This window comes from Burkholderia perseverans (genome assembly GCF_022870505.1).
In the GTDB taxonomy this organism is placed as follows: domain Bacteria; phylum Pseudomonadota; class Gammaproteobacteria; order Burkholderiales; family Burkholderiaceae; genus Burkholderia; species Burkholderia plantarii.
This window is the reverse complement of the sequence record NZ_CP045094.1, coordinates 1,967,770-1,993,987: the sequence shown is the minus strand read 5'-3', so window position 1 is coordinate 1,993,987 and position 26,218 is coordinate 1,967,770. Positions and strand designations below refer to the sequence as shown.

27 protein-coding genes are annotated in these 26,218 nt (G+C 65.4%); 17 read left to right on the top strand and 10 right to left on the bottom strand.

Annotation, left to right across the window (positions count from 1 at the left end; genetic code table 11):
• Nucleotides 1-2 precede the first annotated feature (2 nt).
• The 3 genes from cysW to BpN12_RS23540 form a co-directional block, all read right to left on the bottom strand.
• Nucleotides 3-923: a sulfate ABC transporter permease subunit CysW gene (cysW, locus tag BpN12_RS23550; RefSeq protein ID WP_246797822.1), complete on the bottom strand. Its 921-nt coding sequence runs from the start codon at nucleotides 921-923 to the stop codon at nucleotides 3-5.
• A complete protein-coding gene (gene cysT / locus BpN12_RS23545; RefSeq protein WP_246797821.1) occupies nucleotides 920-1,819 on the bottom strand; it encodes a sulfate ABC transporter permease subunit CysT in 900 nt (299 codons plus the stop codon). The genes cysW and cysT overlap by 4 nt, the downstream gene beginning before the upstream one ends.
• A gap of 177 nt (nucleotides 1,820-1,996) precedes the next feature.
• The gene (locus tag BpN12_RS23540) at nucleotides 1,997-3,031 is read right to left on the bottom strand and encodes a sulfate ABC transporter substrate-binding protein (RefSeq protein WP_246797820.1); all 1,035 of its coding nucleotides are present in this window, start codon (nucleotides 3,029-3,031) and stop codon (nucleotides 1,997-1,999) included.
• Nucleotides 3,032-3,302: 271 nt separating this feature from the next.
• On the opposite strand from BpN12_RS23540, the gene lexA reads away from it, so the two are divergent.
• The 3 genes from lexA to BpN12_RS23525 all read left to right on the top strand — a co-directional run bounded on the left by lexA (nucleotide 3,303) and on the right by BpN12_RS23525 (nucleotide 5,172).
• Complete coding sequence (gene lexA / locus BpN12_RS23535; protein WP_246797819.1) at nucleotides 3,303-3,950, top strand: transcriptional repressor LexA; 648 nt, start codon at nucleotides 3,303-3,305, stop codon at nucleotides 3,948-3,950.
• 137 nt (nucleotides 3,951-4,087) lie between these two features.
• Nucleotides 4,088-4,429, top strand: a complete 342-nt coding sequence (locus BpN12_RS23530) for a hypothetical protein (RefSeq protein WP_246797818.1) — start codon at nucleotides 4,088-4,090, stop codon at nucleotides 4,427-4,429.
• An 89-nt stretch (nucleotides 4,430-4,518) separates the two neighbouring features.
• Nucleotides 4,519-5,172, top strand: a complete 654-nt coding sequence (locus tag BpN12_RS23525; RefSeq protein WP_246797817.1) for a DUF2939 domain-containing protein — start codon at nucleotides 4,519-4,521, stop codon at nucleotides 5,170-5,172.
• 151 nt (nucleotides 5,173-5,323) lie between these two features.
• On the opposite strand, the gene BpN12_RS23520 is transcribed toward BpN12_RS23525, so the two are convergent.
• Nucleotides 5,324-5,827: a universal stress protein gene (locus BpN12_RS23520; protein WP_246797816.1), complete on the bottom strand. Its 504-nt coding sequence runs from the start codon at nucleotides 5,825-5,827 to the stop codon at nucleotides 5,324-5,326.
• Nucleotides 5,828-6,044: 217 nt separating this feature from the next.
• Here BpN12_RS23520 and nodI point away from each other — a divergent pair, with 217 nt between their 5' ends.
• Both nodI and BpN12_RS23510 read left to right on the top strand, forming a co-directional pair.
• The gene (gene nodI, locus BpN12_RS23515; protein WP_246797815.1) at nucleotides 6,045-6,959 is read left to right on the top strand and encodes a nodulation factor ABC transporter ATP-binding protein NodI; all 915 of its coding nucleotides are present in this window, start codon (nucleotides 6,045-6,047) and stop codon (nucleotides 6,957-6,959) included.
• Between the two features lie 3 nt (nucleotides 6,960-6,962).
• Nucleotides 6,963-7,793 carry an ABC transporter permease gene (locus tag BpN12_RS23510; RefSeq protein ID WP_246797814.1) on the top strand — a complete coding sequence of 277 codons (831 nt, stop codon included), beginning with the start codon at nucleotides 6,963-6,965 and terminating at the stop codon, nucleotides 7,791-7,793.
• 240 nt (nucleotides 7,794-8,033) lie between these two features.
• Here the strand turns inward: BpN12_RS23510 and BpN12_RS23505 are convergent, their stop codons facing one another.
• From BpN12_RS23505 to BpN12_RS23490, 4 genes are all read right to left on the bottom strand, one after another.
• Nucleotides 8,034-8,456 carry a hypothetical protein gene (locus BpN12_RS23505; protein WP_042624841.1) on the bottom strand — a complete coding sequence of 141 codons (423 nt, stop codon included), beginning with the start codon at nucleotides 8,454-8,456 and terminating at the stop codon, nucleotides 8,034-8,036.
• A gap of 125 nt (nucleotides 8,457-8,581) precedes the next feature.
• The gene (locus BpN12_RS23500; RefSeq protein WP_246797813.1) at nucleotides 8,582-9,643 is read right to left on the bottom strand and encodes a permease; all 1,062 of its coding nucleotides are present in this window, start codon (nucleotides 9,641-9,643) and stop codon (nucleotides 8,582-8,584) included.
• Nucleotides 9,644-9,915: 272 nt separating this feature from the next.
• On the bottom strand, nucleotides 9,916-10,794 hold the full coding sequence (gene ypfJ, locus BpN12_RS23495) for a KPN_02809 family neutral zinc metallopeptidase (protein ID WP_246797812.1): 879 nt from the start codon (nucleotides 10,792-10,794) through the stop codon (nucleotides 9,916-9,918).
• 129 nt (nucleotides 10,795-10,923) lie between these two features.
• Nucleotides 10,924-11,361, bottom strand: a complete 438-nt coding sequence (locus BpN12_RS23490; RefSeq protein ID WP_246797975.1) for a PaaI family thioesterase — start codon at nucleotides 11,359-11,361, stop codon at nucleotides 10,924-10,926.
• 160 nt (nucleotides 11,362-11,521) lie between these two features.
• On the opposite strand from BpN12_RS23490, the gene BpN12_RS23485 reads away from it, so the two are divergent.
• From BpN12_RS23485 to BpN12_RS23445, 9 genes are all read left to right on the top strand, one after another.
• On the top strand, nucleotides 11,522-11,998 hold the full coding sequence (locus BpN12_RS23485; RefSeq protein WP_246797811.1) for a winged helix-turn-helix transcriptional regulator: 477 nt from the start codon (nucleotides 11,522-11,524) through the stop codon (nucleotides 11,996-11,998).
• 780 nt (nucleotides 11,999-12,778) lie between these two features.
• Entirely contained in the window at nucleotides 12,779-14,056 is a 1,278-nt protein-coding gene (locus BpN12_RS23480) for an L-fuconate dehydratase (protein WP_246797810.1), read from the top strand.
• A gap of 72 nt (nucleotides 14,057-14,128) precedes the next feature.
• Nucleotides 14,129-14,905 carry an SDR family oxidoreductase gene (locus BpN12_RS23475; protein ID WP_246797809.1) on the top strand — a complete coding sequence of 259 codons (777 nt, stop codon included), beginning with the start codon at nucleotides 14,129-14,131 and terminating at the stop codon, nucleotides 14,903-14,905.
• Between the two features lie 21 nt (nucleotides 14,906-14,926).
• Nucleotides 14,927-16,474 carry a sugar ABC transporter ATP-binding protein gene (locus tag BpN12_RS23470; protein WP_246797808.1) on the top strand — a complete coding sequence of 516 codons (1,548 nt, stop codon included), beginning with the start codon at nucleotides 14,927-14,929 and terminating at the stop codon, nucleotides 16,472-16,474.
• A gap of 19 nt (nucleotides 16,475-16,493) precedes the next feature.
• Entirely contained in the window at nucleotides 16,494-17,531 is a 1,038-nt protein-coding gene (locus BpN12_RS23465; protein WP_246797807.1) for an ABC transporter permease, read from the top strand.
• A 70-nt stretch (nucleotides 17,532-17,601) separates the two neighbouring features.
• Nucleotides 17,602-18,543 carry an ABC transporter substrate-binding protein gene (locus tag BpN12_RS23460; RefSeq protein WP_246797806.1) on the top strand — a complete coding sequence of 314 codons (942 nt, stop codon included), beginning with the start codon at nucleotides 17,602-17,604 and terminating at the stop codon, nucleotides 18,541-18,543.
• A 151-nt stretch (nucleotides 18,544-18,694) separates the two neighbouring features.
• Nucleotides 18,695-19,468, top strand: coding sequence for a FadR/GntR family transcriptional regulator (locus tag BpN12_RS23455; RefSeq protein WP_246797805.1), 774 nt, complete (start codon nucleotides 18,695-18,697; stop codon nucleotides 19,466-19,468).
• Between the two features lie 536 nt (nucleotides 19,469-20,004).
• Entirely contained in the window at nucleotides 20,005-20,187 is a 183-nt protein-coding gene (locus tag BpN12_RS23450; protein ID WP_246797804.1) for a hypothetical protein, read from the top strand.
• A gap of 71 nt (nucleotides 20,188-20,258) precedes the next feature.
• Nucleotides 20,259-21,064, top strand: a protein-coding gene (locus BpN12_RS23445) for an IS5 family transposase (protein ID WP_246797803.1) whose coding sequence is annotated in 2 segments (ribosomal slippage) — nucleotides 20,259-20,589 and nucleotides 20,589-21,064 — 807 coding nt in all. Because the reading frame shifts where the segments join, the coding sequence is not laid out codon by codon here.
• A gap of 651 nt (nucleotides 21,065-21,715) precedes the next feature.
• Here BpN12_RS23445 and BpN12_RS23440 read toward each other — a convergent pair.
• Together BpN12_RS23440 and BpN12_RS23435 are read right to left on the bottom strand one after the other, a co-directional pair.
• Entirely contained in the window at nucleotides 21,716-22,204 is a 489-nt protein-coding gene (locus tag BpN12_RS23440) for a hypothetical protein (protein ID WP_246797802.1), read from the bottom strand.
• Between the two features lie 13 nt (nucleotides 22,205-22,217).
• Entirely contained in the window at nucleotides 22,218-23,009 is a 792-nt protein-coding gene (locus tag BpN12_RS23435; RefSeq protein ID WP_246797801.1) for an XRE family transcriptional regulator, read from the bottom strand.
• Nucleotides 23,010-23,153: 144 nt separating this feature from the next.
• Between BpN12_RS23435 and BpN12_RS23430 the strand changes: the two genes are divergently transcribed.
• From BpN12_RS23430 to BpN12_RS23420, 3 genes are all read left to right on the top strand, one after another.
• Entirely contained in the window at nucleotides 23,154-23,483 is a 330-nt protein-coding gene (locus tag BpN12_RS23430) for a helix-turn-helix domain-containing protein (RefSeq protein ID WP_246797800.1), read from the top strand.
• 61 nt (nucleotides 23,484-23,544) lie between these two features.
• Nucleotides 23,545-24,027: a hypothetical protein gene (locus tag BpN12_RS23425; protein WP_246797799.1), complete on the top strand. Its 483-nt coding sequence runs from the start codon at nucleotides 23,545-23,547 to the stop codon at nucleotides 24,025-24,027.
• Nucleotides 24,024-26,210: a Mu transposase C-terminal domain-containing protein gene (locus BpN12_RS23420; protein WP_246797798.1), complete on the top strand. Its 2,187-nt coding sequence runs from the start codon at nucleotides 24,024-24,026 to the stop codon at nucleotides 26,208-26,210. The genes BpN12_RS23425 and BpN12_RS23420 overlap by 4 nt, the downstream gene beginning before the upstream one ends.
• Nucleotides 26,211-26,218 lie beyond the last annotated feature (8 nt).

The window sequence follows — 26,218 nt, the reverse complement described above, 5'->3', positions numbered from 1 at the left end:
GATCAGGAGTGCGCCGTGGCGCCAGCGCGCGCATCGGCGAGTTCGGCCGACATGCGGCGTTCGGCGAGCAGCTTCAGCGCCAGCGTGACGAGCGCGAGCAGGGCCAGCACCGAGGCCACCGCGAACGCGGCCGAGAAGTTGTATTCGTTGTAGAGGATCTCGACGTGCAGCGGCATGGTGTCGGTCTGGCCGCGGATGTGGCCCGACACCACCGACACCGCGCCGAACTCGCCCATCGCGCGCGCGTTGCAGAGGATTACGCCGTACAGCAGGCCCCAGCGCACGTTGGGCAGCGTCACGCGGCGGAAGATCTGCCAGCCGGAGGCGCCGAGCACGCGCGCGGCCTCCTCCTCGTCGTTGCCCTGCGCCTGCATCAGCGGAATCAGCTCGCGCGCGACGAACGGGAACGTCACGAAGATCGTCGCCAGCACGATGCCGGGCACGGCGAAGATGATCTGGATGTCGTGCGCCTCGAGCCACGGCCCGAGCCAGCCCTGCGCGCCGAACATCAGCACGTAGACGAGCCCCGAGATCACCGGCGACACCGAGAACGGCAGGTCGATCAGCGTGGTCAGCAGCGCCTTGCCGCGGAACTCGAACTTGGCGATCGCCCACGAGGCGCAGATCCCGAACACCAGGTTCAGCGGCACCGCGATCGCGGCCACCGTCACGGTCAGCTCGATCGCGGCCCAGGCGTCGGGGTCGCCGAGCGATTCGAAGTAGAAGCCGATGCCCTTGGCGAGCGCCTGCGCGAACACGGCGGCGAGCGGCACCACCAGGAAGCCGGCCAGGAACAGCAGCGCGAGGCCGGTCAGCACCCAGCGCACCAGGCGCGATTCGGTGACGGGGTCGCGCCGGCGCGCGGCCTTCGCGCGCGGCGCGGCGCCGGCGGGCAGCGTGGAGCTGGTCGAGTCGCGGCTCATCGCACACCTCCGGCGGCGGCCACCGCGGCGCCGGTCGCGGCCGGCGCCGGACCGCTCGCGCCGCGGCTGGTGCGGCGCTGCAGCCACCATTGCAGCGTGTTGATCAGCAGCAGCATCAGGAACGAGACCACCAGCATCACCACCGCGATCGCGGTCGCGCCCGCGTAGTCGTACTGCTCGAGCTTCGTGATGATCAAGAGCGAGGTGATCTCGGACTTCATCGGCACGTTGCCGGCAATGAAGATCACCGAGCCGTACTCGCCGAGCGCGCGCGCGAACGCGAGCGCGAAGCCCGTCAGCAGCGCCGGGAACACGGCCGGCAGCACCACGCGGCGGAACGTCAGCCAGCGCGAGGCGCCGAGGCAGGCCGCGGCCTCCTCCTGCTCGCGCTCGAACTCCTCGAGCACGGGCTGCACCGTGCGCACCACGAACGGCAGGCCGATGAAGGTCAGCGCCACCAGCACGCCGAGCGGCGTGAACGCGATCTTGATGCCGAGCGGCGCGAGATACTGGCCGACCCAGCCGTTCGACGCATAAACGGCCGCGAGCGAGATGCCCGCGACCGAGGTCGGCAGCGCGAACGGCAGGTCGACGATCGCGTCGACGATGCGCTTGAACGGAAACCGGTAGCGCACCAGCACCCAGGCGACCAGGAAGCCGAACACGGCGTTGATCAGCGCGCCGCCGAGCGCCGAGAGGAACGTGAGCCGGTACGAGGCGATCACGCGCGCGGAAGTGGTCGCGGCGACGAACTGGTCCCAGGTCAGCGTCGCGGTCTTCAAGAACGTGGAGGCGAGCGGTATCAGCACCACGAGGCTCAGATAGGCCACCGTGATCCCGAGCGTCACGCCGAAGCCGGGCAGCGCGCTCGGCTTGCGGAAGGTGTACGTCGTCATGCGAAATGCGCTTCCTTGGTTGACATGGGAGGCGCGGCCGTCGGAAGGTACCGGGCGGCCGCGCATGGGTTCGTGTTCGTCGTTGTATCGGGCCGCGCGTGCGCTCGCTCGCGCCGCGCGGCCTCGGGTTGCTGCTCCGCCGCGCATTGTTGCCCGGCAGGGTGTAGCGTGCCGCGTTTATTGCGGCTTGTAGATCGAATCGAACACGCCGCCGTCGGCGAAATGCGTCTTCTGCGCGTTGGTCCAGCCGCCGAACGTGTCGTCAACCGTGTAGAGCTTCAGCTTCGGGAACTGCTTCGTCAGCTCGGCCGGCACGTCCTTCGAGCGCGGGCGATAGAAGTTGCGCGCCGCGATTTCCTGGCCCTCCTTGCTGTAGAGGAAGTTCAGGTAGGCCTCGGCCAGCTTGCGGTCGCCCTTCTTGTCGACCACCTTGTCGACCACCGCGACGGGCGGCTCGGCGAGGATGCTGACCGACGGCACGACGATCTCGAACTTGTCCGGGCCGAACTCCTTCAGCGACAGGAACGCCTCGTTCTCCCAGGCGATCAGCACGTCGCCGATGCCGCGCTGCACGAAGCTGGTGGTCGCGCCGCGCGCGCCCGAATCGAGCACGCCGGCGTTCTTGTAGACCTTCGCCACGAAATCCTTCGCGCTCTGCTCGCTGCCGCCCGGCTTGTGCAGCGCATAGGCCCAGGCCGCCAGGTAGTTCCAGCGCGCGCCGCCCGAGGTCTTCGGGTTCGGCGTGACGATCGACACGCCCGGCTTGATCAGGTCGTCCCAGTCCTTGATGCCCTTCGGGTTGCCCTTGCGCACCAGGAACACGATCGTCGAGGTGTACGGCGACGCGTTGTCCGGCAGGCGCTTCTGCCAGTCCTTGGCGACGATGCCCTTGTTGGCGAGCGCGTCGATGTCGTAGGCGAGCGCGAGCGTCACGACGTCGGCCTGCAGGCCGTCGAGCACCGAGCGCGCCTGCGCGCCCGAGCCGCCGTGCGACTGCTTGAAGTTCACGGTCTCGCCCGTCTTGGCCTTCCATTCCTTGCCGAACGCCTGGTTGACGTCCTGATACAGCTCGCGGGTCGGATCGTACGAGACGTTCAGCAACGTCGTGTCCGCGAGTGCGTGCGTGGCGCCGCCGAGCGCCGCCGCGCCTACCGCCAGTGTTGCGATCAGACGGCGGACGCCGCCAGCCAGCCCCGTGTTGCGCTTGACCATCCCGTGATCTCCAAAGGTTCGTGGATCGTTTTTTGCAATGTCGGGCCAGTCTAGCGAACGGCTTTCATCATTAAAAATAATCGTTCCGAATTTTTTTATATGAAAAAGTGGTAAGGACCAGCCGGCGGACGGTTGCGGCATCAGAACCGGCGTTTCGACGTCGCTCGATCGCGGCGGAATCGACGCGATAGCGCCGAACTTCAAGTAACACTTGAATTTCCCGGACTACTGTATAAAAATACAGATCACTGTCTATCCATACAGTCCAACCATGACCAAACTCACCGCACGCCAGCAGCAAGTGTTCGACCTGGTTCGCCGCGCGATCGAGCGCTCCGGCTTCCCGCCGACCCGCGCCGAGATCGCCGCCGAGCTCGGCTTCAGTTCGCCGAACGCGGCCGAGGAGCACCTGCGCGCACTCGCCCGCAAGGGCGTGATCGAGCTGGCCGCCGGCGCCTCGCGCGGCATCCGCCTGCTCGGCCTCGACGACGCGCCGCACCAGCTCACGCTGCCGCACGCGGGGCTGATGCAACTGTCGCTGCCGCTCGTCGGGCGAGTCGCGGCAGGTAGCCCGATCCTCGCGCAGGAACACATCTCGCAGCATTACGCGTGCGACCCGGCGCTCTTCACGAGCAAGCCCGACTATCTGCTGAAGGTGCGCGGGCTGTCGATGCGCGACGCCGGCATCCTCGACGGCGACCTGCTCGCCGTGCAGAAGCGCAGCGAAGCCAAGGACGGCCAGATCATCGTCGCGCGGCTCGGCGACGACGTCACGGTCAAGCGCCTGAAGCGCCATTCCAGCGGCATCGAACTGATCGCCGAGAACCCCGACTACGAAAACATCTTCGTGAAGGCCGGCAGCGCGGAATTCGCGCTCGAGGGCATCGCCGTCGGCCTGATCCGCTCCGGGGAGCTGTAGCGCCTGGGCCAGGGCCGGTTGCGGTTCGCCGTCCGGCCGTTTTTTTGCCCGCTTGCTGCCCTTGTTTCCTGCCCGCTGCCTGCACCCGGTTTGCATCCGCTTAGTACGTTCGTCCCTCCATCCGATCTGGAGAACACATGGAACGCCTCGCCCGCCTGTTGCCCTTCCGTCAATTCGGTCGCCTGCGCCATCTGCGGGGCCGCACGCCCTGCACGCCGCTCATGGCGGATTCCGCCGAATCCGCCGGGTTTGCCGAGTCCGGCACGCTGTCGCTGGCCGCCGAGCCGGCCGCGCTGCCCTCGGCGCTGCCGGCCTTCGCACGCGTCTCGCTGAACGCCGGGCTCCATCACGCCGAGCCGGCACGCCGTGCGCCGGTGCGCGTCTACCACGGGCAGTCGCGCGTGATCATGGTGGGGACGATCGATGCGGTGTGTCGCATGATCGATCGTTGCATTGCCGAGGGACGCTCGGCGGTCTGATGGTCTGATACGCTCTCCAGGTTCCGAGACCGTCTTTCGAGACAGGAGGCCTGGTGTCCGTTTCTTCGTCGTCTGATTCGCCGTCTGATATGTCGTCCGTTCCGCCCCCACGCCGCAAGCGGCTCGGATGGGTGCTTGCCCTGGTGGTTGCCGTCGCGGTGCTTGCGGCGATCGTATACGCGGCCGCGTCGCCCTATCTCGCGTTGCGCGAGTTGAAGCGGGCGATCGATGCGCGCGACGCGCAGGCGATCAGCCGCTATGTCGATTACCCGGCCTTGCGCATCAGCCTGAAGCAGCAGTTGACCGACGAACTGATGCGTCGCATCGATCTGCAGCGGCACGACAATCCGCTCGCGATGCTCGGCGCGATGGTCGGCTCCGCCTTGATCGGCCCGCTCGTCGATGCCTACGCGACGCCCGAGGGCGTGGCCGCGCTGCTGAGCGGCCTGCCGCCGAACGGCGATCCGCGCCAGCAGCCCCCGGCGCTTGCTCAACCCGCGCCGCCGGCCCCCGCTCCGGCATCCAGCGCCGGTGTCGCGCCGCCTGCCGTGGCCAGCGCGCCTCCGCCTTCCGGCAGCGGCACGATGCCACCCGCGGCGCCGCAATCGAGCGCCGCCTACCACGGCATCAACGAATTCATCGCCGTTTATCAGCGCGATGCCGGCGGCACGCGCTACGCGGCCATTTTCCGGCGCAGCGGCCTGTTCGGCTGGAAGCTCAGCGCGATCGATCTCCAGCACTGACGCGATCCGCGCCGCCGCATGCCGAAGGCAGCCGGCGGCGCGGTCGGAAGCGGCCGGTGGCGGGCACGGAATTCGCGCCACGCCCGCTCGCCAATCGCTTCGACCTCCTCGATCCGCCGATCAACCCATCGAACCGCCGGCCCGTCGATGCTCAGGTGTGGGCCGCTGCCGCGAGCGCCGCTTCCTTTTCCTTCGCCAGTTCCTCACGCTGCTCGTCGGACGACGCGCAGGCCACCAGGATGCTGCACGAAATGCGGTCGAGCAGCTGGGTGTTGCCGGCGCCCATCCACCAGCGCGCGAGCCCGCTGCGGCAGCGATGGCCGACAACGACCAGGTCCGCACCGAGCTCCTTCGCGAGATTCGCGATCTCGTCGATCGGATAGCCGAACGCGAAGTGGCCCTGCGCCTGCACGCCGCGCGCGGTCAACCAGTCGACGCCTTCCTGCAGGATCGCGCGCGCCGTCTCCTCGAAGCGCCCGCAGGCGACGTCGGTCAGCAGCCCGGCGCTCTGCGCGATGCTCGAGCGCATGTCGACCACCGACAGCAGATGCGTCTCCGCCTTCAGTTCGAGCGCGAGGTCGGCGCCGCAGCGCAGCGCCTTGCGGCCCTCGAGCGTGCCGTCGTAGCAAAGCAGGATTTTCTGGTAACTGGCCATGATCGCCTCCGTTGCGACATCGGTCGTCAATTCATCATCGTGCGCCGCAATTCAGGATGCAAGGGCTGGAAAACGCGAAGTCCCTTGTCGGGCGAGGCTGCCGCGTCGCGGTGCAGGCTTGCACGATGGCGCGGCAGGTTCGGGCCGATATCGGGCCTGATGCACTAGAATGGCCGCTTCGTGATGTCCTTCCGTCCCTTTCGCCCTTCGCGCACCCATGTCCGTCGCTCCGATCGAATTCCTCGATGTCAAAAAAAGCTTCGGCGAGCGGCTCGTCGTCGATCATCTGTCGTTCCGCGTGCAGCGCGGCGAATGCTTCGGGCTGCTCGGCCCGAACGGCGCCGGCAAGACCACCACGCTGCGGATGCTGCTCGGCATCACGCAGCCCGACGCCGGCACGATCCGGCTCTGCGACGAGCCGGTGCCCGAGCGGGCGCGTCATGCGCGGCAGCGCGTCGGCGTGGTGCCGCAGTTCGACAATCTCGATCCCGATTTCACCGTGCGCGAAAACCTGCTCGTGTTCGGGCGCTACTTCGGATTGTCGGCCGGCCAGGCGCGTGAGCTCGTACCGTCGCTGCTCGAATTCGCGAAACTCGAGAGCAAGGCCGATGCGCGGGTGGGCGAGCTGTCGGGCGGCATGAAGCGCCGCCTCACGCTGGCGCGCGCGCTCGTCAACGATCCCGACGTGCTGGTGCTCGACGAACCGACCACGGGGCTCGACCCGCAGGCCCGGCACCTGATGTGGGAGCGGCTGCGCTCGCTGCTCGCGCGCGGCAAGACGATCCTGCTGACCACGCACTTCATGGAGGAAGCCGAACGGCTCTGCGACCGGCTCTGCATCGTCGAGTCGGGCCGCAAGATCGCCGAGGGCGCGCCGCCGGCGCTGATCGAGGCCGAGATCGGCTGTGACGTGGTGGAAATCTACGGCACCGATCCGGCCGCGCTGCGCGACGAGCTCGCGCCGCGCGTCGCCCGCGCCGAAATCAGCGGCGAGACGCTGTTCTGTTACGTGGATGATCCGGAGCCGCTCGCCCGGACGCTGAAGGGCCGGCCCGGCCTGCGCTACCTGCACCGGCCTGCGAATCTCGAAGACGTGTTCCTGCGGCTGACCGGCCGCGACATGCAGGACTGACCTATGGATACCGGCCACTCGTCACCCGCCGCCGCGCCGCGACCGCGCGGCGCCCGCTTCACGATCGCGCTGCCCGCCAACGCGACCAACTGGATCGCCGTCTGGCGCCGCAACTATCTGGTCTGGCGCAAGCTCGCGTTCGCGTCGATGATCGGCAACCTCGCCGATCCGATGATCTACCTGTTCGGGCTGGGCCTCGGGCTCGGGCTGATGGTCGGCCACGTGGACGGCGTGTCGTACATCGCGTTCCTCGCGGCCGGCACGGTCGGTTCGAGCGTGATGATGTCAGCCAGCTTCGAGGCGATGTATTCGGCGTTCTCGCGCATGCACGCGCAGCGCACCTGGGAGGCGATCATGCATACGCCGCTCGCGCTCGGCGACATCGTGCTCGGCGAGATCGTCTGGGCCGCCAGCAAGGCGATGCTGTCGGGCACCGCGATCATGCTGGTCGCGGGCGTGCTCGGCTACGCATCGTTTCCGTCGCTGCTGGCCGCCGTGCCCGCGATCGCGCTCGCCGGGCTGGCGTTCGCCAGCGTCACGATGATCGTGACGGCGGTGGCGCCGTCCTACGACTTCTTCATGTTCTACCAGACGCTCGCGCTCACGCCGATGCTGCTGCTCTCGGGCGTGTTCTTCCCGATCGCACAGCTGCCCGCGGTCGCGCGCTACGCGGCCAACGCGCTGCCGCTGGCGAACGCCGTCGACCTGATCCGGCCCGCGATGCTGGGCCGGCCGGCCAGCGACGTCGCGCTGCATGCCGGCGTGCTGGCCGCCTACGCGGTGGTCGGCTTCCTCGTCTCGGCCTGGCTGTTCCGCCGCCGCATGATGCGCTGAGCGTGAGCCGTGCCCGCCGCCGTGCAATCGGGCCGGGCGCGGAGCGCGCGCGGCTCGATTGCATGCGTCCCACGCACGGTTGCTCCGGGCACGGCTCGCCTGCGATGACGCGCGACGCCTCGCATGCGGTTCACCCGAACCCGCTCCACTCGTGGTTCACCGGCGCACGCACCGCGCGCGGCGGCTTCGTACCGGCCGGCGCCCGAAAGCGGGCGCATCGGCGAGTACCGTGACGCGTGCTTACGCGTCGTCGTCGCCCCAGGGCATCTCGACGTCGGTCAGGAACGCCACCGTCGCGATCGGGCCGCCTTCCTGGCGGCCGAGCTTGCCGTCGGCGCGATGCCATTCGACACGGAACATCGTGCCGGGATCGTCGGCCAGCAGATAAACCGAACGCAGCTCTTCCTCGTCCGCTTCCTCGACCGGGCCGTCGAACGACACGCGCATGCGCTGCGGCCAGAGGCCGTTGACGGGATCGTAGATCCGGTCGCCCTGCGGGATGTCGATGCTGGCCTCGACGCCGATCGTCGACGACGCCTCGACGATCATCTTGCCGAGTGCGTTCAGCACCGCGGTCGCGCGTGCGGAATTGGCCTGGCGGATCGCGAGATCGCCTCGCGTCAGCGCCTGTTCGAGTTTGGGATGGATCTTGTGTTGCTTCATGCGTAATCCTGATTGCTTCGGGGGAAGCCGCCGCGAGATCGCGACGGCGGTCGATTCGTCATGCCTCGATGCCGGCCGATGGTGAATGCCCGGCCGAGGCGCATAGTCGGTCGGAAACCGGACGGTCAGAGGCCGAGCGCCACCGCGGCGAACCCGCCCACGATGCCGAAGCCGACCACGAGCACCGCGACCAGCGCGAGCGAGCGGGCCGGAAACGAGCGCGACAGCATCGCCATCGACGGCACGCTGACGGGCGGCAGCGTCAGCAGCAGCGCCGCGGCCGGGCCGACGCCCACGCCGAGCGCGAGCATCGCCTGGACGATCGGCACTTCGCCCGCGGTCGGAATCACGAACAGCATTCCGGCGACCGCGAACGCGACGATCCACAACACGGTATTGCCGACGTCCGCGCCGACGTGCGGGAACAGCCACGCGCGCGCCGCGCCGAGCAGCAGCACCAGTACGATGTATTCGGGAATCAGGCGCAGCGTCATGCGCGCGAGCAGTTTGAGCCAGCGCGCGAACGCGTTGCCCTGCGCCGCCTGCCCGGCCGCGAGGCTCGCGAGCGCCGCGTCGTCGAGCGGCGGCGCATCCGGTGCCGCGAGCCGGTTCAGCAGATAGCCGATGCCGAACACCATCACGACGCCGAACGCGATCCGCAGGCCGGCCCACTGCCAGCCGAGCACGAAGCCGATGAACACCAGCGTGGCCGGATTGAGCACGGTGTTGCCGAGCCAGAACGCGACCGCGCCGCCCGGCGACGCCTGCCGCGCGCGCAGGCCGGCCACCACCGGCGCCGCGCAGCACGTACACATCATGCCCGGCAAAGACAGCAGGCCGCCGGCGACGACGCTGCCAAAGCCGGTGCGCCCGAGCAGCCGCGCGATGGTCCGCGCGGGCAACAGCGCCTGGAGCGCCGAGCCGAGCAGCAGGCCCAGCACCATCGCCTGCCAGATCGCCTTGCCGTAGGCCCAGGCGTAATCGAGCGCGGCGTGCCAGGACGGCGCGGGCGCGCTGCTCGCGGCGCCCATCAGGATCGACTGGCCGATCGAATGGTGCTCGGCCGCGACGAACGCGCGGTGATAGTACGGAGACCACTTCACGTAGAAGAGGCCGACGATCGCGATCAGCGCGAACGTCGCCCAGCCGAGGGCCGGAGAGGTGGGCGTGGTGCGGGTCGTATTCATGTCCTTGGCTGCGTGCGGGCCCGTGGGTGTGATCGGCGAGCGCGGTCGGCCCGCCCTGCGTGGGTCCGCGCCTCCGGGAAGCGAGACGCGGCGGCGCCGGTCATCATGTGCCACGGCTTGCGCATGATGGTGGGCGAAGCGTGGATTATCGCATGCGACGGCCGGGTGGCGGCGTCTGGCGAGGTCTGGCGGTGCATCGGCGCGAGCCGCGGCGGCACCGCGAGCGGCCGACACGCACGCCGCCGGGCAGCGATGCAGGGGTTGCGCGCCGCTCAACGCGCGGCGAACGTATCGCAATCGCGCACGTCGCCGTGCTGCATGCCGCGCCGCAGCCAGCTCACGCGCTGCTCGCTGGTGCCGTGCGTGAACGCGTCGGGGACCACGTACCCCTGGCTGCGGCGCTGCAGCGTGTCGTCGCCGATCGCGGCCGCGGTCCGCAGCCCCTGCTCGAATTCGCCCGGCTCGATCAGCCGCTGGTTGGCCTGCCGTGCGTTGTAGGCCCAGACGCCCGCGAAACAGTCGGCCTGCAGTTCGAGCCGCACCGACAGGCGGTTCGCCTGCGCCTCCGAGACCCGCCCGCGCGCGGCATCGACCTGATCCGAGATGCCGAGCAGCTTCTGCACGTGATGGCCGACCTCGTGCGCGATCACGTAGGCCTGCGCGAAGTCGCCGCCGGCGCCGAATTTCTGGCGCAGCTCGTCGTAGAAACCGAGATCGATGTAGACCTTGCGGTCCGCCGGGCAATAGAACGGCCCCATCGCCGTCTGTCCCGTGCCGCAGGCGGTGGACGTGCGGTGCTCGAACATCACGAGCGTCGGCGGCGAATACTGGCGGTGCAGCTGGGCCGGGAAGACCTGGCTCCAGGTGCGTTCGATGTTGCCGAGCACCTTGCGCGTGAACATCGCGCGCGGGTCGTCGGCGCCGGCCCGCGGCGACGGGTTCGCCGCGGGCGCGGGCGCCTGTCCCGCATGCTGGCCCTGCAGCACCGCCGCGCCCTGCAGCACGACGCGCGGATCGATACCGAGGAAATACGACGCGGCCAGCGCCACCACCAGCGTGCCGATGCCGATCGTGGCCCCGCGTCCGCCGCCACCGAAACCGCCGCGGCGATCTTCGACATTGCGGCTTTCGGCTTCGTCGTCGAGACGCATGACAAACACTCCGTTCGGCAGGGTCGCGGACGGTGCGCCGCGAGACGAACGAAGTATAGCGAATGCGCCGTTTGCCTACGTCCGGCTTTCACGGCGGCGACGCAGGCCTGCCCTCGCCCCGCCGCCCGCTTATTCGGGCCGCTGGATGAAGCAGGTTGCCGAGCCTTGTGCGACGATCTTGTCGTCGGGCGTCTTGAGCGTGCCTTCGGCCACGCCGAGCGTGCGCGACAGATGAGTCACGCGCCCTTCGGCGATCAGGTCGACGTCGCGCGGCACCGGGCGCAGCATCTTCACGTGCAGATCCACGGTGCCATAGCCCACGCCCTGATCGAGCATCGAATGCACCGCACAGCCCGTCACCGAGTCGAGCACCGTGGCCGCGAAGCCGCCATGCACGCCGCCCAGCGGATTCAGGTGCCGCTCGTCCGCGCGTGCCGTCATTCTCACGTAGCCGAGCTCGACCGCGTCGAGCTGCATCGGCATGGTTCGAGTGATCGACGGCGCGGGCACGTCGCCCGCCGCCGCCGCGCGCAACAGGTCGATACCGGAAAAATCGAGCGGATTCATCAGCACACTCCTCATCGCCAGGCGGGTCCCGGCACTCTGGTTAGTTCCAAAACAGAACGAATTATTTGTTGCATGATCGTGTGCTGTCAACGCGGTAATCGCGAGTTCGAGCGAGCGTTCTATAATCGAACCCACCATGCCAACCGAGCGAGGGCTACCAATGAAATGGGACGACGTGGGCGAGTTCCCCTGCTCGATCGCGCGCACGCTGGCCGTGCTCGGCGATCGCTGGACCATGCTGATCCTGCGCAACGCGTTTTATGGCGTGCGCCGCTTCGATGCGTTCCAGGCGCAATTGGGGCTGACACGTCATGTGCTCGCCGACCGGCTCGCGCGGCTCGTGGAGGAAGGGGTGTTTGTCCGGCGCCAATATCAAGAGCGGCCGCCGCGCCATGAATACCGGCTTTCGGACAAGGGGCGCGACCTGTACCCGGTGCTGCTGGCGCTGACGGCCTGGGGCGACCGCTGGAAGGACGAAGGCGCCGGGCCACCGGTCCTGCTGCGCCACACGCATTGTGGCAAGTTGCTGCGGCCGGTCATGGTCTGCTCGGAGTGCGGCGAACCGCTCGATCCCCGCGATATCGAACTGCTGCCCGGCCCGGGAACGCAGCCGGAGGTCGTCGGCGAGACGCATTGATCGGTCGGGGTCCGGCGCGGGCTGGCGGGGCGTCCGCCATTTTTTGCGCACAAAAAAGCCCGCCTCGATGTCGACGAAGCGGGCTCAAACTCAAGGCAGCCGAGGCAAGTCAGCTGTCGATTGAAGGATAACGGCCAGACGCGCGGAGACTTTGGTTTATTTCCAGCTAGCTTGCGCGAGATCAAGTTTACTTCGGCTGACACACCTGTTTATCGATCGAGTGCTTGCGGCACAACATGTTTAGGTTTTCGAACGAAACGCCATGAGCGATTGGGGCACGGCAAACAAAAACGGCGCCAATCTTCCGACTGGCGCCGTCTACAACTAGACCCGCTTCTGAATTCTTGGTGTGGCTGACGAATCGGAACCCGCACGGCGGCAGGACAATCACCAACGTCAACCACCTTTCCGTTATGACTCATGGCCCCTGGCATGGAATGTGGGAACAACTGGGCACCTTGGGACCATGGAGCGACGAGCGCTCCGAAAAGCATCCGCGATTTTACGCTGGTTGGCACGATTTTCGCAAGCACGGCGGGCCGCGCCCTGCCCTTGCTGCCGTGAAGCCGTCGTGTCTACCGCCCGCTTGATGTCCACGACGTGACCGCTCGCGCCGTCGTGCGCTCTGGAAAACCCTGCGTCCACTTTTCGTGACAAACGCTGGAGCGCTCTCTATCATTGGATGGACCTTTTGTCCTTTGTACCAATTCGGGCGCCGGATACCCCAGCCATCCACGCGCGCACCGTGCAGGCCTGATTCCCTTTCACAGATAATTAGTCATGCCGATCATCCGCTCGATGCGCGTCCTCGACGTGCGCTTCCCGACCTCGCAACGGCTCGACGGCTCCGACGCGATGAACCCCGATCCCGACTACTCGGCCGCCTACGTGATCCTCGACACCGATCACGACGGCCTCGCCGGCCACGGCCTGACCTTCACGATCGGCCGCGGCAACGAGATCTGCTGCGCCGCCATCGAGGCGATGCGCCATCTCGTGGTCGGCCTCGACCTCGACTGGATCCGCGAGGACATGGGCCGCTTCTGGCGCCACCTCACCTCCGACAGCCAGCTGCGCTGGATCGGCCCCGACAAGGGCGCCATCCACCTCGCCACCGGCGCCGTGGTCAACGCCGCCTGGGACCTCTGGGCCAAGGCCGAAGGCAAGCCGCTCTGGCGCCTCGTGGCCGACATGACGCCCGAGCAGCTGGTCCGCTGCATCGATTTCCGCTACCTCAGCGACGGCCTCACGCGCGACGAGGCGCTCGCGCTGCTGCAGCGCCAGGCGCCGGGCAAGGCCGAACGGATCGCCACGCTCGAACGCGAAGGCTACCCGTGCTACACGACCTCGGCCGGCTGGCTCGGCTACGGCGACGACAAGCTGCGCCGGCTCTGCCAGGAAGCGGTGGACGCCGGCTTCAACCACGTGAAGCTGAAGGTGGGCGCGAACCTCGAGGACGACATCCGCCGCGTGACGATCGCGCGCGAGGTGCTCGGCCCCGATCGCCAGCTGATGATCGATGCGAACCAGGTGTGGGAAGTCAGCGAGGCGATCGACTGGGTGCGCGAGCTGGCGTTCGCCAAACCGTGGTTCATCGAGGAGCCGACCAGCCCCGACGACGTGGAAGGCCATCGCAAGATCCGCGAGGCGATCGGCCCGGTGCAGGTGGCCACCGGCGAGATGTGCCAGAACCGCGTGCTGTTCAAGCAGTTCATCATGCGCGGGGCGATCGACGTGGTGCAGATCGACGCGTGCCGGCTGGGCGGTGTGAACGAGATCCTGGCGGTGATGCTGCTGGCGGCGAAGTACGGCCTGCCGGTGTGTCCGCATGCGGGCGGCGTGGGGCTGTGCGAGTACGTGCAGCATCTGTCGATGATCGATTACGTCTGCGTCGCCGGCACGCGCGAGGGCCGCGTGATCGAATACGTCGATCACCTGCACGAGCATTTCGTCGAGCCGTGCGTGGTGCGCGACGCGGCCTATTTCCCGCCGACGGCGCCCGGCTTCTCGATCGAGATGAAACCCGAGTCGCTCGAACAGTACCGGTTCCGCGGCTGACGATCGGGCTGACAACCGGGCCGCCGAATCCCGGTCGAATCGAAAAAACAAGACGAACGACGGAGACGCGAAGTGGATTTGAATCTGCAAGACAAGGTCGTGATCGTGACGGGCGGCGCGTCGGGCATCGGCGCGGCGATTTCGATGCGGCTGGCCGGCGAAGGCGCGATTCCCGTGGTGTTCGCGCGCCACGCGCCGGACGACGCGTTCTGGCGCGACCTCACGCAGCAGCAGCCGCGCGCCGCCTGCTTTCCCGTCGAACTGCAGGACGATGCGCAATGCCGCGAGGCGGTGGCTGAGGCGGTAGCCCGCTTCGGCCGCCTTGACGGCCTCGTCAACAACGCCGGCATCAACGACAGCATCGGGCTCGACGCCGGGCGCGACGCGTTCGTCGCCTCGCTCGAACGCAACCTGATCCATTACTACGTGATGGCGCACCACTGCGTGCCGCATCTGAAGGCGGCGCGCGGCGCGATCGTCAATATTTCATCGAAGACGGCCGTCACCGGTCAGGGCAATACCAGCGGCTACTGCGCGTCGAAGGGCGCGCAGCTCGCGCTGACGCGCGAATGGGCCGTCGCATTGCGCGACGACGGCGTGCGCGTGAACGCGGTAATCCCGGCCGAAGTGATGACGCCGCTCTATCGCGACTGGATCGCCGGCTTCGACGATCCCGAGGCGAAGCTCGCCGACATCGCCGGCAAGGTGCCGCTCGGCCGGCGCTTCACGACGGCCGGGGAAATCGCCGACACGGCCGTGTTCCTGCTGTCGGCGTGCGCCTCGCACACCACCGGTCAGTGGCTGTTCGTCGACGGCGGTTACACGCATCTCGATCGCGCGATCAGCTGAATGCCGCGGAGCCCCGAACCCATGCAAGCTGCCCCGCCCCCCAACCCGGCCGCCGCACGCGCGCCGCTGATCGCGCTGAGCGGCATCAGCAAGCGCTTTCCCGGCGTGCTGGCGCTCGACGACTGCCAATTCGACCTGCGCGCCGGCGAAGTCCATGCGCTGATGGGCGAGAACGGCGCCGGCAAGTCGACGCTGATGAAGATCCTGGCCGGCGTCTACCAGAGGGACGGCGGCGAGATCCGGATGGACGGCCAGCCGGTGGAGATCACCGATCCGCGCACCGCGCAGGCGCTCGGCATCGGCATCATCCATCAGGAACTGAACCTGATGAACCACCTCAGCGTCGCGCAGAACATCTTCATCGGCCGCGAGCCGCGCGGGCGTTTCGGCCTGTTCGTCGACGAGGAACGGCTCAACCGCGACGCGGCCGCGATCTTCGCGCGGATGCGGCTCGACCTCGATCCGCGCACGCCGGTGGGCCAGCTCACGGTCGCGAAGCAGCAGATGGTCGAGATCGCGAAGGCGCTGTCGTTCGACTCGCGCGTGCTGATCATGGACGAGCCGACCGCCGCGCTCAACAACGCCGAGATCGCCGAGCTGTTCCGCATCATCCGCGACCTGCTCGCGAACGGCGTGGGCATCGTCTACATCTCGCACAAGATGGACGAGCTGCGCCAGATCGCCGACCGCGTGACCGTGATGCGCGACGGCAAATACGTGGCCACCGTGCCGATGGCCGAGACTTCGATGGACGCGATCATCGCGATGATGGTCGGCCGCCAGCTCGAGGCCGGCTCGCGCACGCCGCCCGACACTTCGGCCAACGAGGTCGCGCTCGAGGTGCGCGGCCTGTCGCGCGGCCGCGCGATCCGCGACGTCGGCTTCACGCTGCGGCGTGGCGAGATCCTCGGCTTCGCGGGGCTGATGGGCGCGGGCCGCACCGAAGTGGCGCGCGCGGTGTTCGGCGCGGACCGCGTCGATGCCGGCGAGATCCGCGTGCATGGCCGCAGCGTGACGATCCGCACGCCGGCCGACGCGGTCGCGCACGGCATCGGCTACCTGTCCGAGGATCGCAAGCACTTCGGGCTCGCGGTCGGCATGGACGTGCAGAACAACATCGCGCTGTCGAGCATGCGCCGCTTCCTGCGCCGCGGCCTGTTCCTCGACGGACGCAAGATGCGCGACACCGCGCAAGGCTACGTGCGGCAACTGGCAATCCGCACGCCTTCGGTCACGCAGCCCGCGCGGCTGCTGTCGGGCGGCAACCAGCAGAAGATCGTGATCGCGAAATGGCTGCTGCGCGATTGCGACATCCTGTTTTTCGACGAGCCGACGCGCGGCATCGACATCGGCGCCAAGAGCGAGATCTACAAGCTGCTCGACGCGCTCGCCGCCGCCGGCAAGGCCATCGTGATGATCTCGTCCGAGCTGCCCGAGGTGCTGCGCATGAGCCACCGCATTCTCGTGATGTGCGAAGGGCGCGTCACGGGCGAACTGAGCGCGGCCGAGGCCACGCAGGAAAAGATCATGCAGCTCGCGACGCAACGCGAGTCGACCGTCCTGTCCTGATCCAGACGCATACCCCACCATGTCCAACGATACGCATCCCGTCCCTCCCCTCGCCTCCGGCGACGCGCCGGCCGGCGCACCGGGCCTGAAGGCCCGCTTCTTCAACCCCGCGGCGCGCCAGAAGCTGCTCGCGTTCGCGAGCCTGGTGCTGCTGATCGTGTTCTTCAGCATCGCCTCGTCCAATTTTCTGGACATCGACAACCTCGTGTCGATCCTGCAGGCCACCGCCGTGAACGGTGTGCTCGCGGTGGCCTGTACCTACGTGATCATCACCTCGGGCATCGATCTGTCGGTCGGCACGCTGATGACGTTCTGCGCCGTGATGGCCGGCGTGGTGCTGACCAACTGGGGCATGCCGCTACCGCTCGGGATCGTGGCCGCGCTGCTGTTCGGCGCGCTGTCGGGCTGCGTGTCGGGCTTCGTGATCGCGAAGATGAAGGTGCCGCCGTTCATCGCGACGCTCGGCATGATGATGCTGCTCAAGGGCCTGTCGCTGGTGATCTCCGGCACGCGTCCGATCTACTTCAACGACACGCCCGGCTTCACCGCGATCGCGCAGGATTCGCTGATCGGCAACCTGGTGCCGGCGCTGCCGATTCCGAACGCCGTGCTGATCCTGTTCCTGGTCGCGATCGGCGCGTCGATCGTGCTGAACCGCACGCTGTTCGGCCGCTACACGTTCGCGCTCGGCAGCAACGAGGAAGCGCTGCGGCTGTCCGGCGTCAACGTCGACGCCTGGAAGATCGCCGTCTACACGTTCAGCGGCGCCGTGTGCGGGATCGCCGGGCTCCTGATCGCGTCGCGCCTGAACTCGGCGCAGCCCGCGCTCGGGCAAGGCTACGAACTCGACGCGATCGCCGCCGTGGTGATCGGCGGCACCTCGCTGTCGGGCGGCGCCGGCAGCATCCTCGGCACCATCATCGGCGCGTTCATCATGAGCGTGCTGACCAACGGCCTGCGCATCATGTCGGTGGCGCAGGAGTGGCAGACCGTCGTGACCGGCGTGATCATCATCCTCGCCGTCTATGTCGACATCCTGCGCCGGCGGCGCCGCTGACGCGCGCGGGCATGCGCTTCACCGCCGGTTCCGGCCGGCATCCCACTCGATACAAAAAAGGAGACGCGAAGTGATCAGGAGCAAGCTGTTGAATGCAGTCGTCGGGATGGCGTTCGCGGTCGGCCTCACGGCCGGCGCGCAGGCGCAGGAAACCTATATTCCGCTGATCTCGAAGGGCTTCCAGCATCAGTTCTGGCAGGCCGTGAAGTCCGGCGCGATGCAGGCCGCCAAGGACTACAAGGTGAAGGTGACGTTCGAAGGCCCCGAGACCGAGGCCATGGTCGACAAGCAGATCGACATGCTGTCGGCCGCGATCGCCAAGAAACCGGCCGCGCTCGGCTTCGCCGCGCTCGACAGCAAGGCCGCGCTGCCGCTGCTGAAGAAGGCGCAGGCCGAGAAGATCCCCGTGATCGCGTTCGATTCGGGCGTGGACAGCGACATCCCGGTGACCACCGCCGCGACCAACAACAAGGCCGCCGCCGCGCTGGCCGCCGACAAGCTCGCCGCGCTGATCGGCGACGAGGGGCAAGTGGCCGTGGTCGCGCACGACCAGACCAGCCGCACCGGCATCGACCGGCGCGACGGCTTCCTTGACCGGATGAAGGCGGCCCATCCGAAGGTGCAGATCGTGACGGTGCAGTACGGCGAAGGCGACCAGCTGAAGTCGACCGAGGTGACGAAGTCGATCCTGCAGGCGTATCCGAAGCTCAAGGGCCTGTTCGGCACCAACGAAGGCTCGGCGATCGGCGTGGTCAACGGCGTGCGCGAGATGAAGCGCAAGGTCGTGATCGTCGGCTACGACTCCGGCAAGCAGCAGAAGGACGCGATCCGCAGCGGGCTGATGGCCGGCGCGATCACGCAGAATCCGGTCGGCATCGGCTACAAGACCGTCGAGGCCGCCGTGAAGGCGATCAAGGGCGAGAAGCTGCCGAAGGTGATCGACACCGGTTTCTACTGGTACGACAAGAGCAATATCGACGATCCGAAGATCGCCGCGGCGCTCTACGACTGACCGGCCCGGCACGGGCGCGCCCGGCGGCAGCCCGGCCGACGCGCCCGTGCCGGCATGGCTAAAAAAATAGACGCAGGCATCCCGTGCAATTTCCGGATTCGCCGGGCTCGCCTGACCTGCCAAACCGCAATCGATCCGTGAGGGGCCAGGTATGCCTATCGAGCCGATCCGGAACCGCCGCCTCTACCAGGAAATCGCCGACAAGCTCGGCGCCCTGATCGAGGCCGGCGATTTCCCGCCGGGCAGCTATCTGCCGCCCGAACGCGAACTGGCCGAGCAGTTCGGCGTGTCGCGCACCTCGGTGCGCGAGGCGCTGATCGCGCTGGAGGTGCGCGGGCGCGTGAGCGTGCGCGTCGGCGACGGCGTGAAGGTGCGGTATCCGGAAGCGAACGCCGCGCCCGTCCTGACGCCGGCGCCAGTCGAGGAAACGAAACTGGCGCCGCTCGGCAGCGTCGAGGTCGATCCCGAACTCGGCATCGCGCTCGATCTCGACACCGAGATTCCGCCGTTCGCGCTGCTGCAGGCACGCCGGCTGATCGAACCGGAAACCGCGGCACTTGCCGCGACGCAGGGTTCGGCCGCGCAGATCGAGGCGATCGAGGCGGCGTTCCTGCGCAACCAGCAGGACAACCGCAGCGGCTCGCTCACGCACCCGGGCGACCGGCTGTTCCATATCCGCATCGCCGAGGCGAGCGAGAACCCGGCCTATGCGCTGATGATCCGGCAGCTGCTCGCGCACAAATACGACCCGATGTTCCGGCGCCTGCAGTCGCTGTACATGTCGAACGACATGCCGCACCGCTCGGAACTCGAGCATCGCGCGATCCTCGACGCGATCCGCGCGCGCGATGCCGGCGCAGCGCGTCATGCGATGGCCGCGCATCTCGATGAGGTGATCCGGATTTTCGGGCGGGCGCTCGATTGATTCCATTCCGGGTTGGAGCGCAGTGGTTATGGATGCTGGCAGGCGGGGATTGCCGACACATGCATTGAAGGGGCTTTCGTCCATCGACAACGCGTTGAGTCGTTACGGCATGCGAACCAGACGATCGCTGACTGGATTCGGTTTTAAAGCCGCTTGACCTGAGCAGGTTCCGCTAGATCATCACAGCGGCTCGCCGTCAGCGAGGAACGTGGCGGACACCCCCTCGGCGACGCCGTGGGTCGGCGTGATGGGCGAAGCCAGTTCGAATCGTCGAATAGGCTATCAGGCGGGGCCGGGCGAGATATTGGCAACATTTTCGCTAGTGCAGCAGATTTCTTAATTTTGTAATATCTGCGATTTGATTCGAATAATGAAACACTCAAATCAATACAGGGAATTCGAATCAAATAATGAAACGATAGAGATAAATCCGCAACATTGACTCCGGACACTCAATTATCGCAATATCTGCATGGTCGCAAACGCAGAACGCGGTTGCGGACACTCGATCAATGAGCACAGACAGGAGAGCATTAATGACCACAGCACGAGCAACAGAGCAAGCCGTCGAACTCGTAAAAGCAGCACTCGCATCCGGTTTAGTCGCACCAGCCACCGGTGATCGATGGTTTACAGACCCCGCCAAAAATGGAGAGGAGCTAGGAAAATTTATCGGCGCAACCGTCGCCAAGATCGCCAAGGAAATAGACGCACTGTAGGAAATCGGATGTGACTTAGAACCGCTAACACAACCTAGACATGAGGCAGCAGAAGTCGTATCGTCTGCGATATGGCAAGACGCAAAATCAGCAACGAGTTGTGGGTGGCGCTGGAACCGCTGATTCCGGAATTCACCCCATCGCCCAAGGGCGGACGGCGGCGCACGGTCGATGACCGAGCTGCACTCAACGGCATCCTCTATGTGCTGCAAACTGGCATCCCGTGGGAAGACCTTCCGCAAGAGCTGGGTTTTGGCAGCGGCATGACGTGCTGGCGACGTCTGCGAGACTGGCAAGCGGCCGGGGTGTGGCATCGGCTGCATCTGGCGATGCTGCGCCGGCTGCGTGAGCATGACCAGATCGATTGGGAGCGCGCCAGCCTCGATGGAGCCAGCGTCTCCAGCCCCCGGGGGGCCAGGAAACCGGCCCCAACCCGACGGACCGCGGCAAGCTCGGATCGAAACGACACATCGTCGTAGATGCACGCGGCATCCCGCTGGCGGTCACGATCACGGCAGCCAACCGTCACGATTCGATGGCATTCGAGTCCACGCTGGATGCCATCCCTGCCGTGGCTGGCCTGAATGGTCAGCCGCGCAAGCGGCCGACCAAACTGCACGCTGACAAAGGGTATGACTTTGCGCGTTGTCGACGTTATCTGAAACAGCGCGGCATCAAGGCCCGTATCGCCCGGCGTGGTATCGAAAGTAGCGAACGGCTGGGACAGCATCGTTGGGTCGTCGAGCGCACACATGCCTGGTTCGCCGGATTCGGCAAGCTTCGAATTCGCTTCGAGCGGCGTCTCGATATTCATGCCGCTCTGCTTGTCCTGGCTGCCGCCGTCATCTGCTCCAGATTCGTGGATGACTTGTGTTAGCGGTACTTATTAAACGCCGAGCAAGTAAAAAAGCCCGCTGGCTTTCGCTCAGCGGGCTTCGATCTAATCTTACCTATCGGGCAAAGGCGTCTCAATCCAGATATCGCCAATGCGGCCGTCGTCTCGAACTACCACTGTCACTGGACCGGGAACAATCTCTTGCGTTACAACGTCGCCCACTTTCGCAGTCCGAGGTGGGTGCCCGATTAAATCCCGAATCAGGGCTGGGGTCGATTTGTACGACCACGGCACATGGCCCCACCGATCGTCACCGGATTTCCCGTCCGACGGGAACGGCAGAGTAACCGGCCCATCTGGCATCTCCACATCGCTGCTCGACATAGCAGTCTCCCTCCGAGGTTGGGACCGCCGTCCTACAAAATCGCAATAATCCTGACTAACCATTGAGTCGACGTCAACCCGTCGACGGTCAGAGCGGTGAAGAAAGGACAGACATGGCGCCGATGATCTTATGGGGTGGTGCTAGTTTTGACACAGGAGCGCAAAAACGTGAAAAGCGCTGAAAGCGCCGCCGAATAAGGCGGCGGCGCTTTCACACTGGGGCGAGTCGAGCCTAAAATTTTGCAAAAAAATATGCCAAAGTAGGCAGATTTCGCGCGATTTTTGACACCTGAATAGGCTGATCTGCGCTCAAGTTCCCCAGATGGGCAGCGTCGTGTGATGGAGGCAGAACGTTCTCTGGCTATCCGCAAACGCAAGCGTCTTTTTCTTGCCTTCGAGATCGGCCGCGATGGGTGGGCCGTTCAGCGGATAGGCTTCCTTCCACGCGTTATACAGAGAGATAACAAAAATCTTGCACGTCTGATCGTGGGCGGCATCAAACAAAGCGACTCCTGTATCCATCCACCGTTGCAGGTGCTCACTGTCGGCCTTGAACAGGGACTGAGCTATACGCATTTGAGCATTAGGATCGCCTTCGTTGTAGGGGGTCCGGTCGATCGCAGCCTGCACAACCGCTGAATATTTCTTAATAAAATCAACGGCTACCGACGGTGCCGGGGCGTTTCCCTCCGCGACGAAGTTTGGAGGCGCTGGCCGATCAATCTCTTGGGCCGGTGCCGGATTTTTGTCACATGCGCCGAGCGCTGCCAAAGCTGCGATTACGAGTATTTTTTTCATTTTAATCAATAGCTTAAACCTGCCGACCAAACCACACTACTCGACCGATGATCGCGAAGTCTGACGGCGGCTTGAACATGTTCACAGTGAAAGGCTTGTACGCAGGGTTGGCGCTGGTGACCTCTAGCACCCCCTCTGGCAAGCGTTGCAGCGTCTTAACGATGATCTCGCCGTCGATCCGGAGCACGTAGAGCCCTGCCATGCCTGACGTTTGGCTTCGGTCGATCAGGATCACGTCCCGATCGTTCAAAACGCCCTGTTGAGAGTCGCCTTTGACCGAGAGAACCGACAGGTCGGCGGGATTGGCGTGCAGGTAGTTTTCGATCCAGTAGCGCCGAAACGCCATCGAGTGCGTTGGGGCTTCATCCGTGATGTTCTGGCCGGCACCTGCGGCAGCCTTGACGCGATATCGGGGTATGAACACAAAGTCGCCGATATCAACAGGCTTTCCGAGTGTGTCCGTGATCGTTGGAACCTCAAGGATCGTTTGCCTGGCGTCGTGTTCGCTGGCGCCGCTATGGATAGCATGCGCGGAACCGACGCCGTAGAGCATCCACGATAGCTCGGTCGCGCTTCGCTCTGCCACTCGGGCCAGGAACAACGAATCTGGCGTGCGCTCGCCGCTCTCATACCTCTGAATCGTGCTCGTCCCGACCTCGAAAGCAGACGCCATGTCGGCGACTGAAGCGCTGAATATTTCCGTTCGGATGTAACGCAGACGCTCGCCGATGGCAGTGTTGAACGTTTCTACTTCCCGAACGGAAGTAGAAAGCGGAGCCGTCAGCGCAGTGTTGCTTTTCATCATGCCGATATCTCATTGATTTCATTAGACTTACCATCCATTCGGGGTAAGTCACTCCGAGCGGAACTAGGAAATCAACCCGAAAGGATTGCCTTTCATGTTCCGTTCGGGTTTAATTACGTCATGACGAACCTAATGGAGTACGTCATGACGCATGAAGTAGCCCAAAAAAAGACCGCCATTACATCCAATCGGAATGATCAAAGCTCCGATTGGCACCAGGCGGACATCATCGCAGCCGTAAAAAAGGCAGGCTGGTCGCTACGGGCATTGTCGATCGAGCACGGCTACGCGCCCGGTACGTTGCGAAATGCTTTACGCACGTCGTACCCGAACGGCGAGAAGCTGATCGCTGACGCGATCGGGTGCAAGCCCGAAGACATCTGGCCGAGCCGCTACAAAACACGAAATTTTACGCGGGTTTTGGCACGAGGTCATTCCGTTCGGACCGATCCCACCTCACCGGCGATGGGTTGAATCGTAGGCTGGCAGCGGCCAACGCGCCACCTGCGAAATTCTCGATGCACGAGACCACATCATGAGAAAACCCAATCGGAAATTCCGCCCCGCAACCAGCTTGCGCGAGGCGGTCGAACGCTGCACTGCGATAGCCGACGCTCATCGCCGGCCGGCCAAAGTCATGGCTGATTTGATGGGCGTCGAAGTCAAGACTTATTACCGTTGGCTTGCCGACCTGTCGATGCCACTGAATCGGGTAATGCAGTTCGAGGAGTTCTGCGGTGCGCGTTACGTGAGCGAGTACCTATGCGTTACAGACGGTCGCCGCGTTGTGATCGACATTCCTACAGGCCGTCGTCCGAAGGTCTCCGACATCTCGGGCCTTCAAACAGCTTTTGCTGAAGCAGCTGCGGTGCTTTGCCGGTACTACACGGCCGGCGTCGAGCAGTCACAAGCCATCGAAGCCCTCTCCACCGCGATCTCCCAAGCTGCTTATCACCGTGCGAACGTCGTGAAAGACCGCGCGCCCGAGCTGCAATTTGATACGGAGGTCGGCGAATGACCACGCCGATCGTGAAGACGCATTACGCAGCGGCCGAACTGGCGGCAATGGGACTGCGTTCGCTGCCGGGAACAATGCAGGGAATCAATCAGCGCGCCCGTTCTGAGCAGTGGAGCGCGCGGCGGCGCATCGGTCGCGGCGGTGGTCGCGAATTCGCGTTTAACAGCTTGCCGACCGCTGCCCAGGATGAGATCCGCAACCGTGCTGCCAACGTAATCATCGGCAAGACGGATTCGAAGCTCGACAAGGAAGCAAAACCTGCACCGACGCAGCTCGACTTGGTCGTTACAGACGAGCAGCGCCTGAGAGAAGACGCGAGGCGCGGGATTCTGACGACTCTAGATCGCCTGATGCTGCAATGTCATGTCTCTCGCGAAACGGCGATGACGACGCTGCTCACGCAAGCGAAGGCCGGCACGCTCGATGACCACCTGATCATGATGTTGCGCGCGGCGCGCGACGAGCGCGGCCGGAAAGGTGACGGGTTCCCGTCGATTCGCACGCTGAAACGCTACCTAGGCCAAGCCAAGGCCGGCACGCTCGCGCCGAAGCTGCCCCGCAAGGAGTTTGAGGCGCCGGTATGGGCCAAGGCGTTTCTCGGCTTCTACCAACTGCCGCAGAAGCCGTCCGTCGAGCTGGCCTATCGCGAATTCGAGCGCGCCTACGCAGGACGCGGAAATGAATGGGCGTTCCCGACGATTCACCAGGTGCGCCGGTTCCTCGGCAAGCTTGGCAGCGTGTCGCGCGAAGTCGGTCGGATGGGGCCGCGTGAGCTGAAGAACATCCGTCCGTTCGTGCGCCGCACGTTCGACCAGTTGCGACCCAATGATGTCTGGTCGGCGGACGGCCATACGTTCGACGCTGAAGTACAGCATCCGCTGCATGGCCGTCCCTTCCGCCCCGAGATCACGTCGATTATCGACATCGCAACGCGCATGTTGGTCGGGTTTTCGATCGGGCTGGCCGAATCGAGCCTCGTGGTGCTGGAAGCGATCAGCCACGCTGCGGTGAATCGAGGCACGCCTGCCGTGTTCTACGTCGACAACGGCTCGGGCTACAGCAATGAACTGCTCAAGCGCGAAGGCACTGGCCTGCAAGGTCTGCTCGGATTCGAGGTTACGCATTCGCTGCCCTACAACAGCCAGGCCAAGGGCGTGATCGAGCGTTCCCACCAGACGATCTGGATTCAAGGGGCGCAGCGACTGCCGAGCTATGTCGGTAAGGAAATGGACCGGGAGTCGCGGCTCGCCAATTTCAAGGTGACGCGCGCTGCCGTGAAGAACGGCGGCGCTATGCCCTTGATCGGTTGGGAACAGTTCGTCCAGTTCTGCATGGAGCTGGTCAACGAGTACAACGCGCGCGCGCATCGTTCGTTGCCGAAGGTCAATGATCCTCTGACGGGCAAGAAGCGCCATATGTCGCCGAACGAGGCATATGAAAAGCATCGTCTCGCGGGATGGGAACCGCACACGCTGACCGAGGCCGAGGCGCGTAGCGTATTCCGCCCGCGCATGGAGCGCAGCGTCGCACGCGGCGAAATCAACCTGCTTAACAACCGGTATTTCAGCGCGGCACTCGAAGAGTTCCACGGCGACCGCGTGCAAGTCGCATTTGACATTCACGACGCATCCCGCGTGTGGGTCTATGACCTGGACGGCCGGTTTATCTGCGATGCCGAGTTTGGCGCGAACGAGCGGCACTACATGCCGATGTCGTTTGTCGAGCAGGCGCGCGAGAAGCGGGCCGACGCGCGGGCCAAGCGCCTCGAAACCAAGTTTGATGAGGTCGAGGCCGAGCGCCGAGGCGCACCCGCACTGACGGTCGAAACGCCCAACGTCATCACGATTCCGGGCTTCGGCGAGTTCTCCCGCGATGCAATCGAGCGCCGATTCGACATAGCCGATGTCCAGGACGTGCAGTGCTTCGAGCGTGTCGCCGAAGCGCCGAGCGAAGTGGTCAACGCGTCTTCGGTCGAAATGCCAACACGTTGGACACCGCCGGAAACGCCGGAAGGCCGATTCGCATTGTGGACGCAGATTGACCAGACGATCGCGGCCGGCCAGAACGCCAGCACGCCGGAAGAAGCCGAGTTCTATGGCACCTACGCACTGACCAAAGAAATTGCGGCCATGAAACGCCGCGAGCAAGACGCTGGCGGATTCCCGCTTGCGAGTTCGATGTAACACCCATA

Excerpts from the sequence above, each read along its gene's own strand:
- BpN12_RS23485 (WP_246797811.1), top strand. The coding sequence starts at position 11,522 with ATGAAATGGGACGACGTGGGCGAGTTCCCCTGCTCGATCGCGCGCACG.
- BpN12_RS23465 (WP_246797807.1), top strand. The coding sequence starts at position 16,494 with ATGTCCAACGATACGCATCCCGTCCCTCCCCTCGCCTCCGGCGACGCG.
- BpN12_RS23425 (WP_246797799.1), top strand. The coding sequence starts at position 23,545 with ATGAGAAAACCCAATCGGAAATTCCGCCCCGCAACCAGCTTGCGCGAG.
- BpN12_RS23530 (WP_246797818.1), top strand. The coding sequence starts at position 4,088 with ATGGAACGCCTCGCCCGCCTGTTGCCCTTCCGTCAATTCGGTCGCCTG.
- nodI (WP_246797815.1), top strand. The coding sequence starts at position 6,045 with ATGTCCGTCGCTCCGATCGAATTCCTCGATGTCAAAAAAAGCTTCGGC.
- BpN12_RS23470 (WP_246797808.1), top strand. The coding sequence starts at position 14,927 with ATGCAAGCTGCCCCGCCCCCCAACCCGGCCGCCGCACGCGCGCCGCTG.
- BpN12_RS23455 (WP_246797805.1), top strand. The coding sequence starts at position 18,695 with ATGCCTATCGAGCCGATCCGGAACCGCCGCCTCTACCAGGAAATCGCC.
- BpN12_RS23450 (WP_246797804.1), top strand. The coding sequence starts at position 20,005 with ATGACCACAGCACGAGCAACAGAGCAAGCCGTCGAACTCGTAAAAGCA.
- cysT (WP_246797821.1), bottom strand. The coding sequence starts at position 1,819 with ATGACGACGTACACCTTCCGCAAGCCGAGCGCGCTGCCCGGCTTCGGC.
- cysW (WP_246797822.1), bottom strand. The coding sequence starts at position 923 with ATGAGCCGCGACTCGACCAGCTCCACGCTGCCCGCCGGCGCCGCGCCG.
- BpN12_RS23440 (WP_246797802.1), bottom strand. The coding sequence starts at position 22,204 with ATGAAAAAAATACTCGTAATCGCAGCTTTGGCAGCGCTCGGCGCATGT.
- lexA (WP_246797819.1), top strand. The coding sequence starts at position 3,303 with ATGACCAAACTCACCGCACGCCAGCAGCAAGTGTTCGACCTGGTTCGC.
- BpN12_RS23480 (WP_246797810.1), top strand. The coding sequence starts at position 12,779 with ATGCCGATCATCCGCTCGATGCGCGTCCTCGACGTGCGCTTCCCGACC.
- BpN12_RS23505 (WP_042624841.1), bottom strand. The coding sequence starts at position 8,456 with ATGAAGCAACACAAGATCCATCCCAAACTCGAACAGGCGCTGACGCGA.
- BpN12_RS23525 (WP_246797817.1), top strand. The coding sequence starts at position 4,519 with ATGTCGTCCGTTCCGCCCCCACGCCGCAAGCGGCTCGGATGGGTGCTT.
- BpN12_RS23520 (WP_246797816.1), bottom strand. The coding sequence starts at position 5,827 with ATGGCCAGTTACCAGAAAATCCTGCTTTGCTACGACGGCACGCTCGAG.
- BpN12_RS23420 (WP_246797798.1), top strand. The coding sequence starts at position 24,024 with ATGACCACGCCGATCGTGAAGACGCATTACGCAGCGGCCGAACTGGCG.
- BpN12_RS23490 (WP_246797975.1), bottom strand. The coding sequence starts at position 11,361 with ATGAATCCGCTCGATTTTTCCGGTATCGACCTGTTGCGCGCGGCGGCG.
- BpN12_RS23430 (WP_246797800.1), top strand. The coding sequence starts at position 23,154 with ATGACGCATGAAGTAGCCCAAAAAAAGACCGCCATTACATCCAATCGG.
- BpN12_RS23540 (WP_246797820.1), bottom strand. The coding sequence starts at position 3,031 with ATGGTCAAGCGCAACACGGGGCTGGCTGGCGGCGTCCGCCGTCTGATC.
- BpN12_RS23500 (WP_246797813.1), bottom strand. The coding sequence starts at position 9,643 with ATGAATACGACCCGCACCACGCCCACCTCTCCGGCCCTCGGCTGGGCG.
- BpN12_RS23510 (WP_246797814.1), top strand. The coding sequence starts at position 6,963 with ATGGATACCGGCCACTCGTCACCCGCCGCCGCGCCGCGACCGCGCGGC.
- ypfJ (WP_246797812.1), bottom strand. The coding sequence starts at position 10,794 with ATGCGTCTCGACGACGAAGCCGAAAGCCGCAATGTCGAAGATCGCCGC.
- BpN12_RS23435 (WP_246797801.1), bottom strand. The coding sequence starts at position 23,009 with ATGATGAAAAGCAACACTGCGCTGACGGCTCCGCTTTCTACTTCCGTT.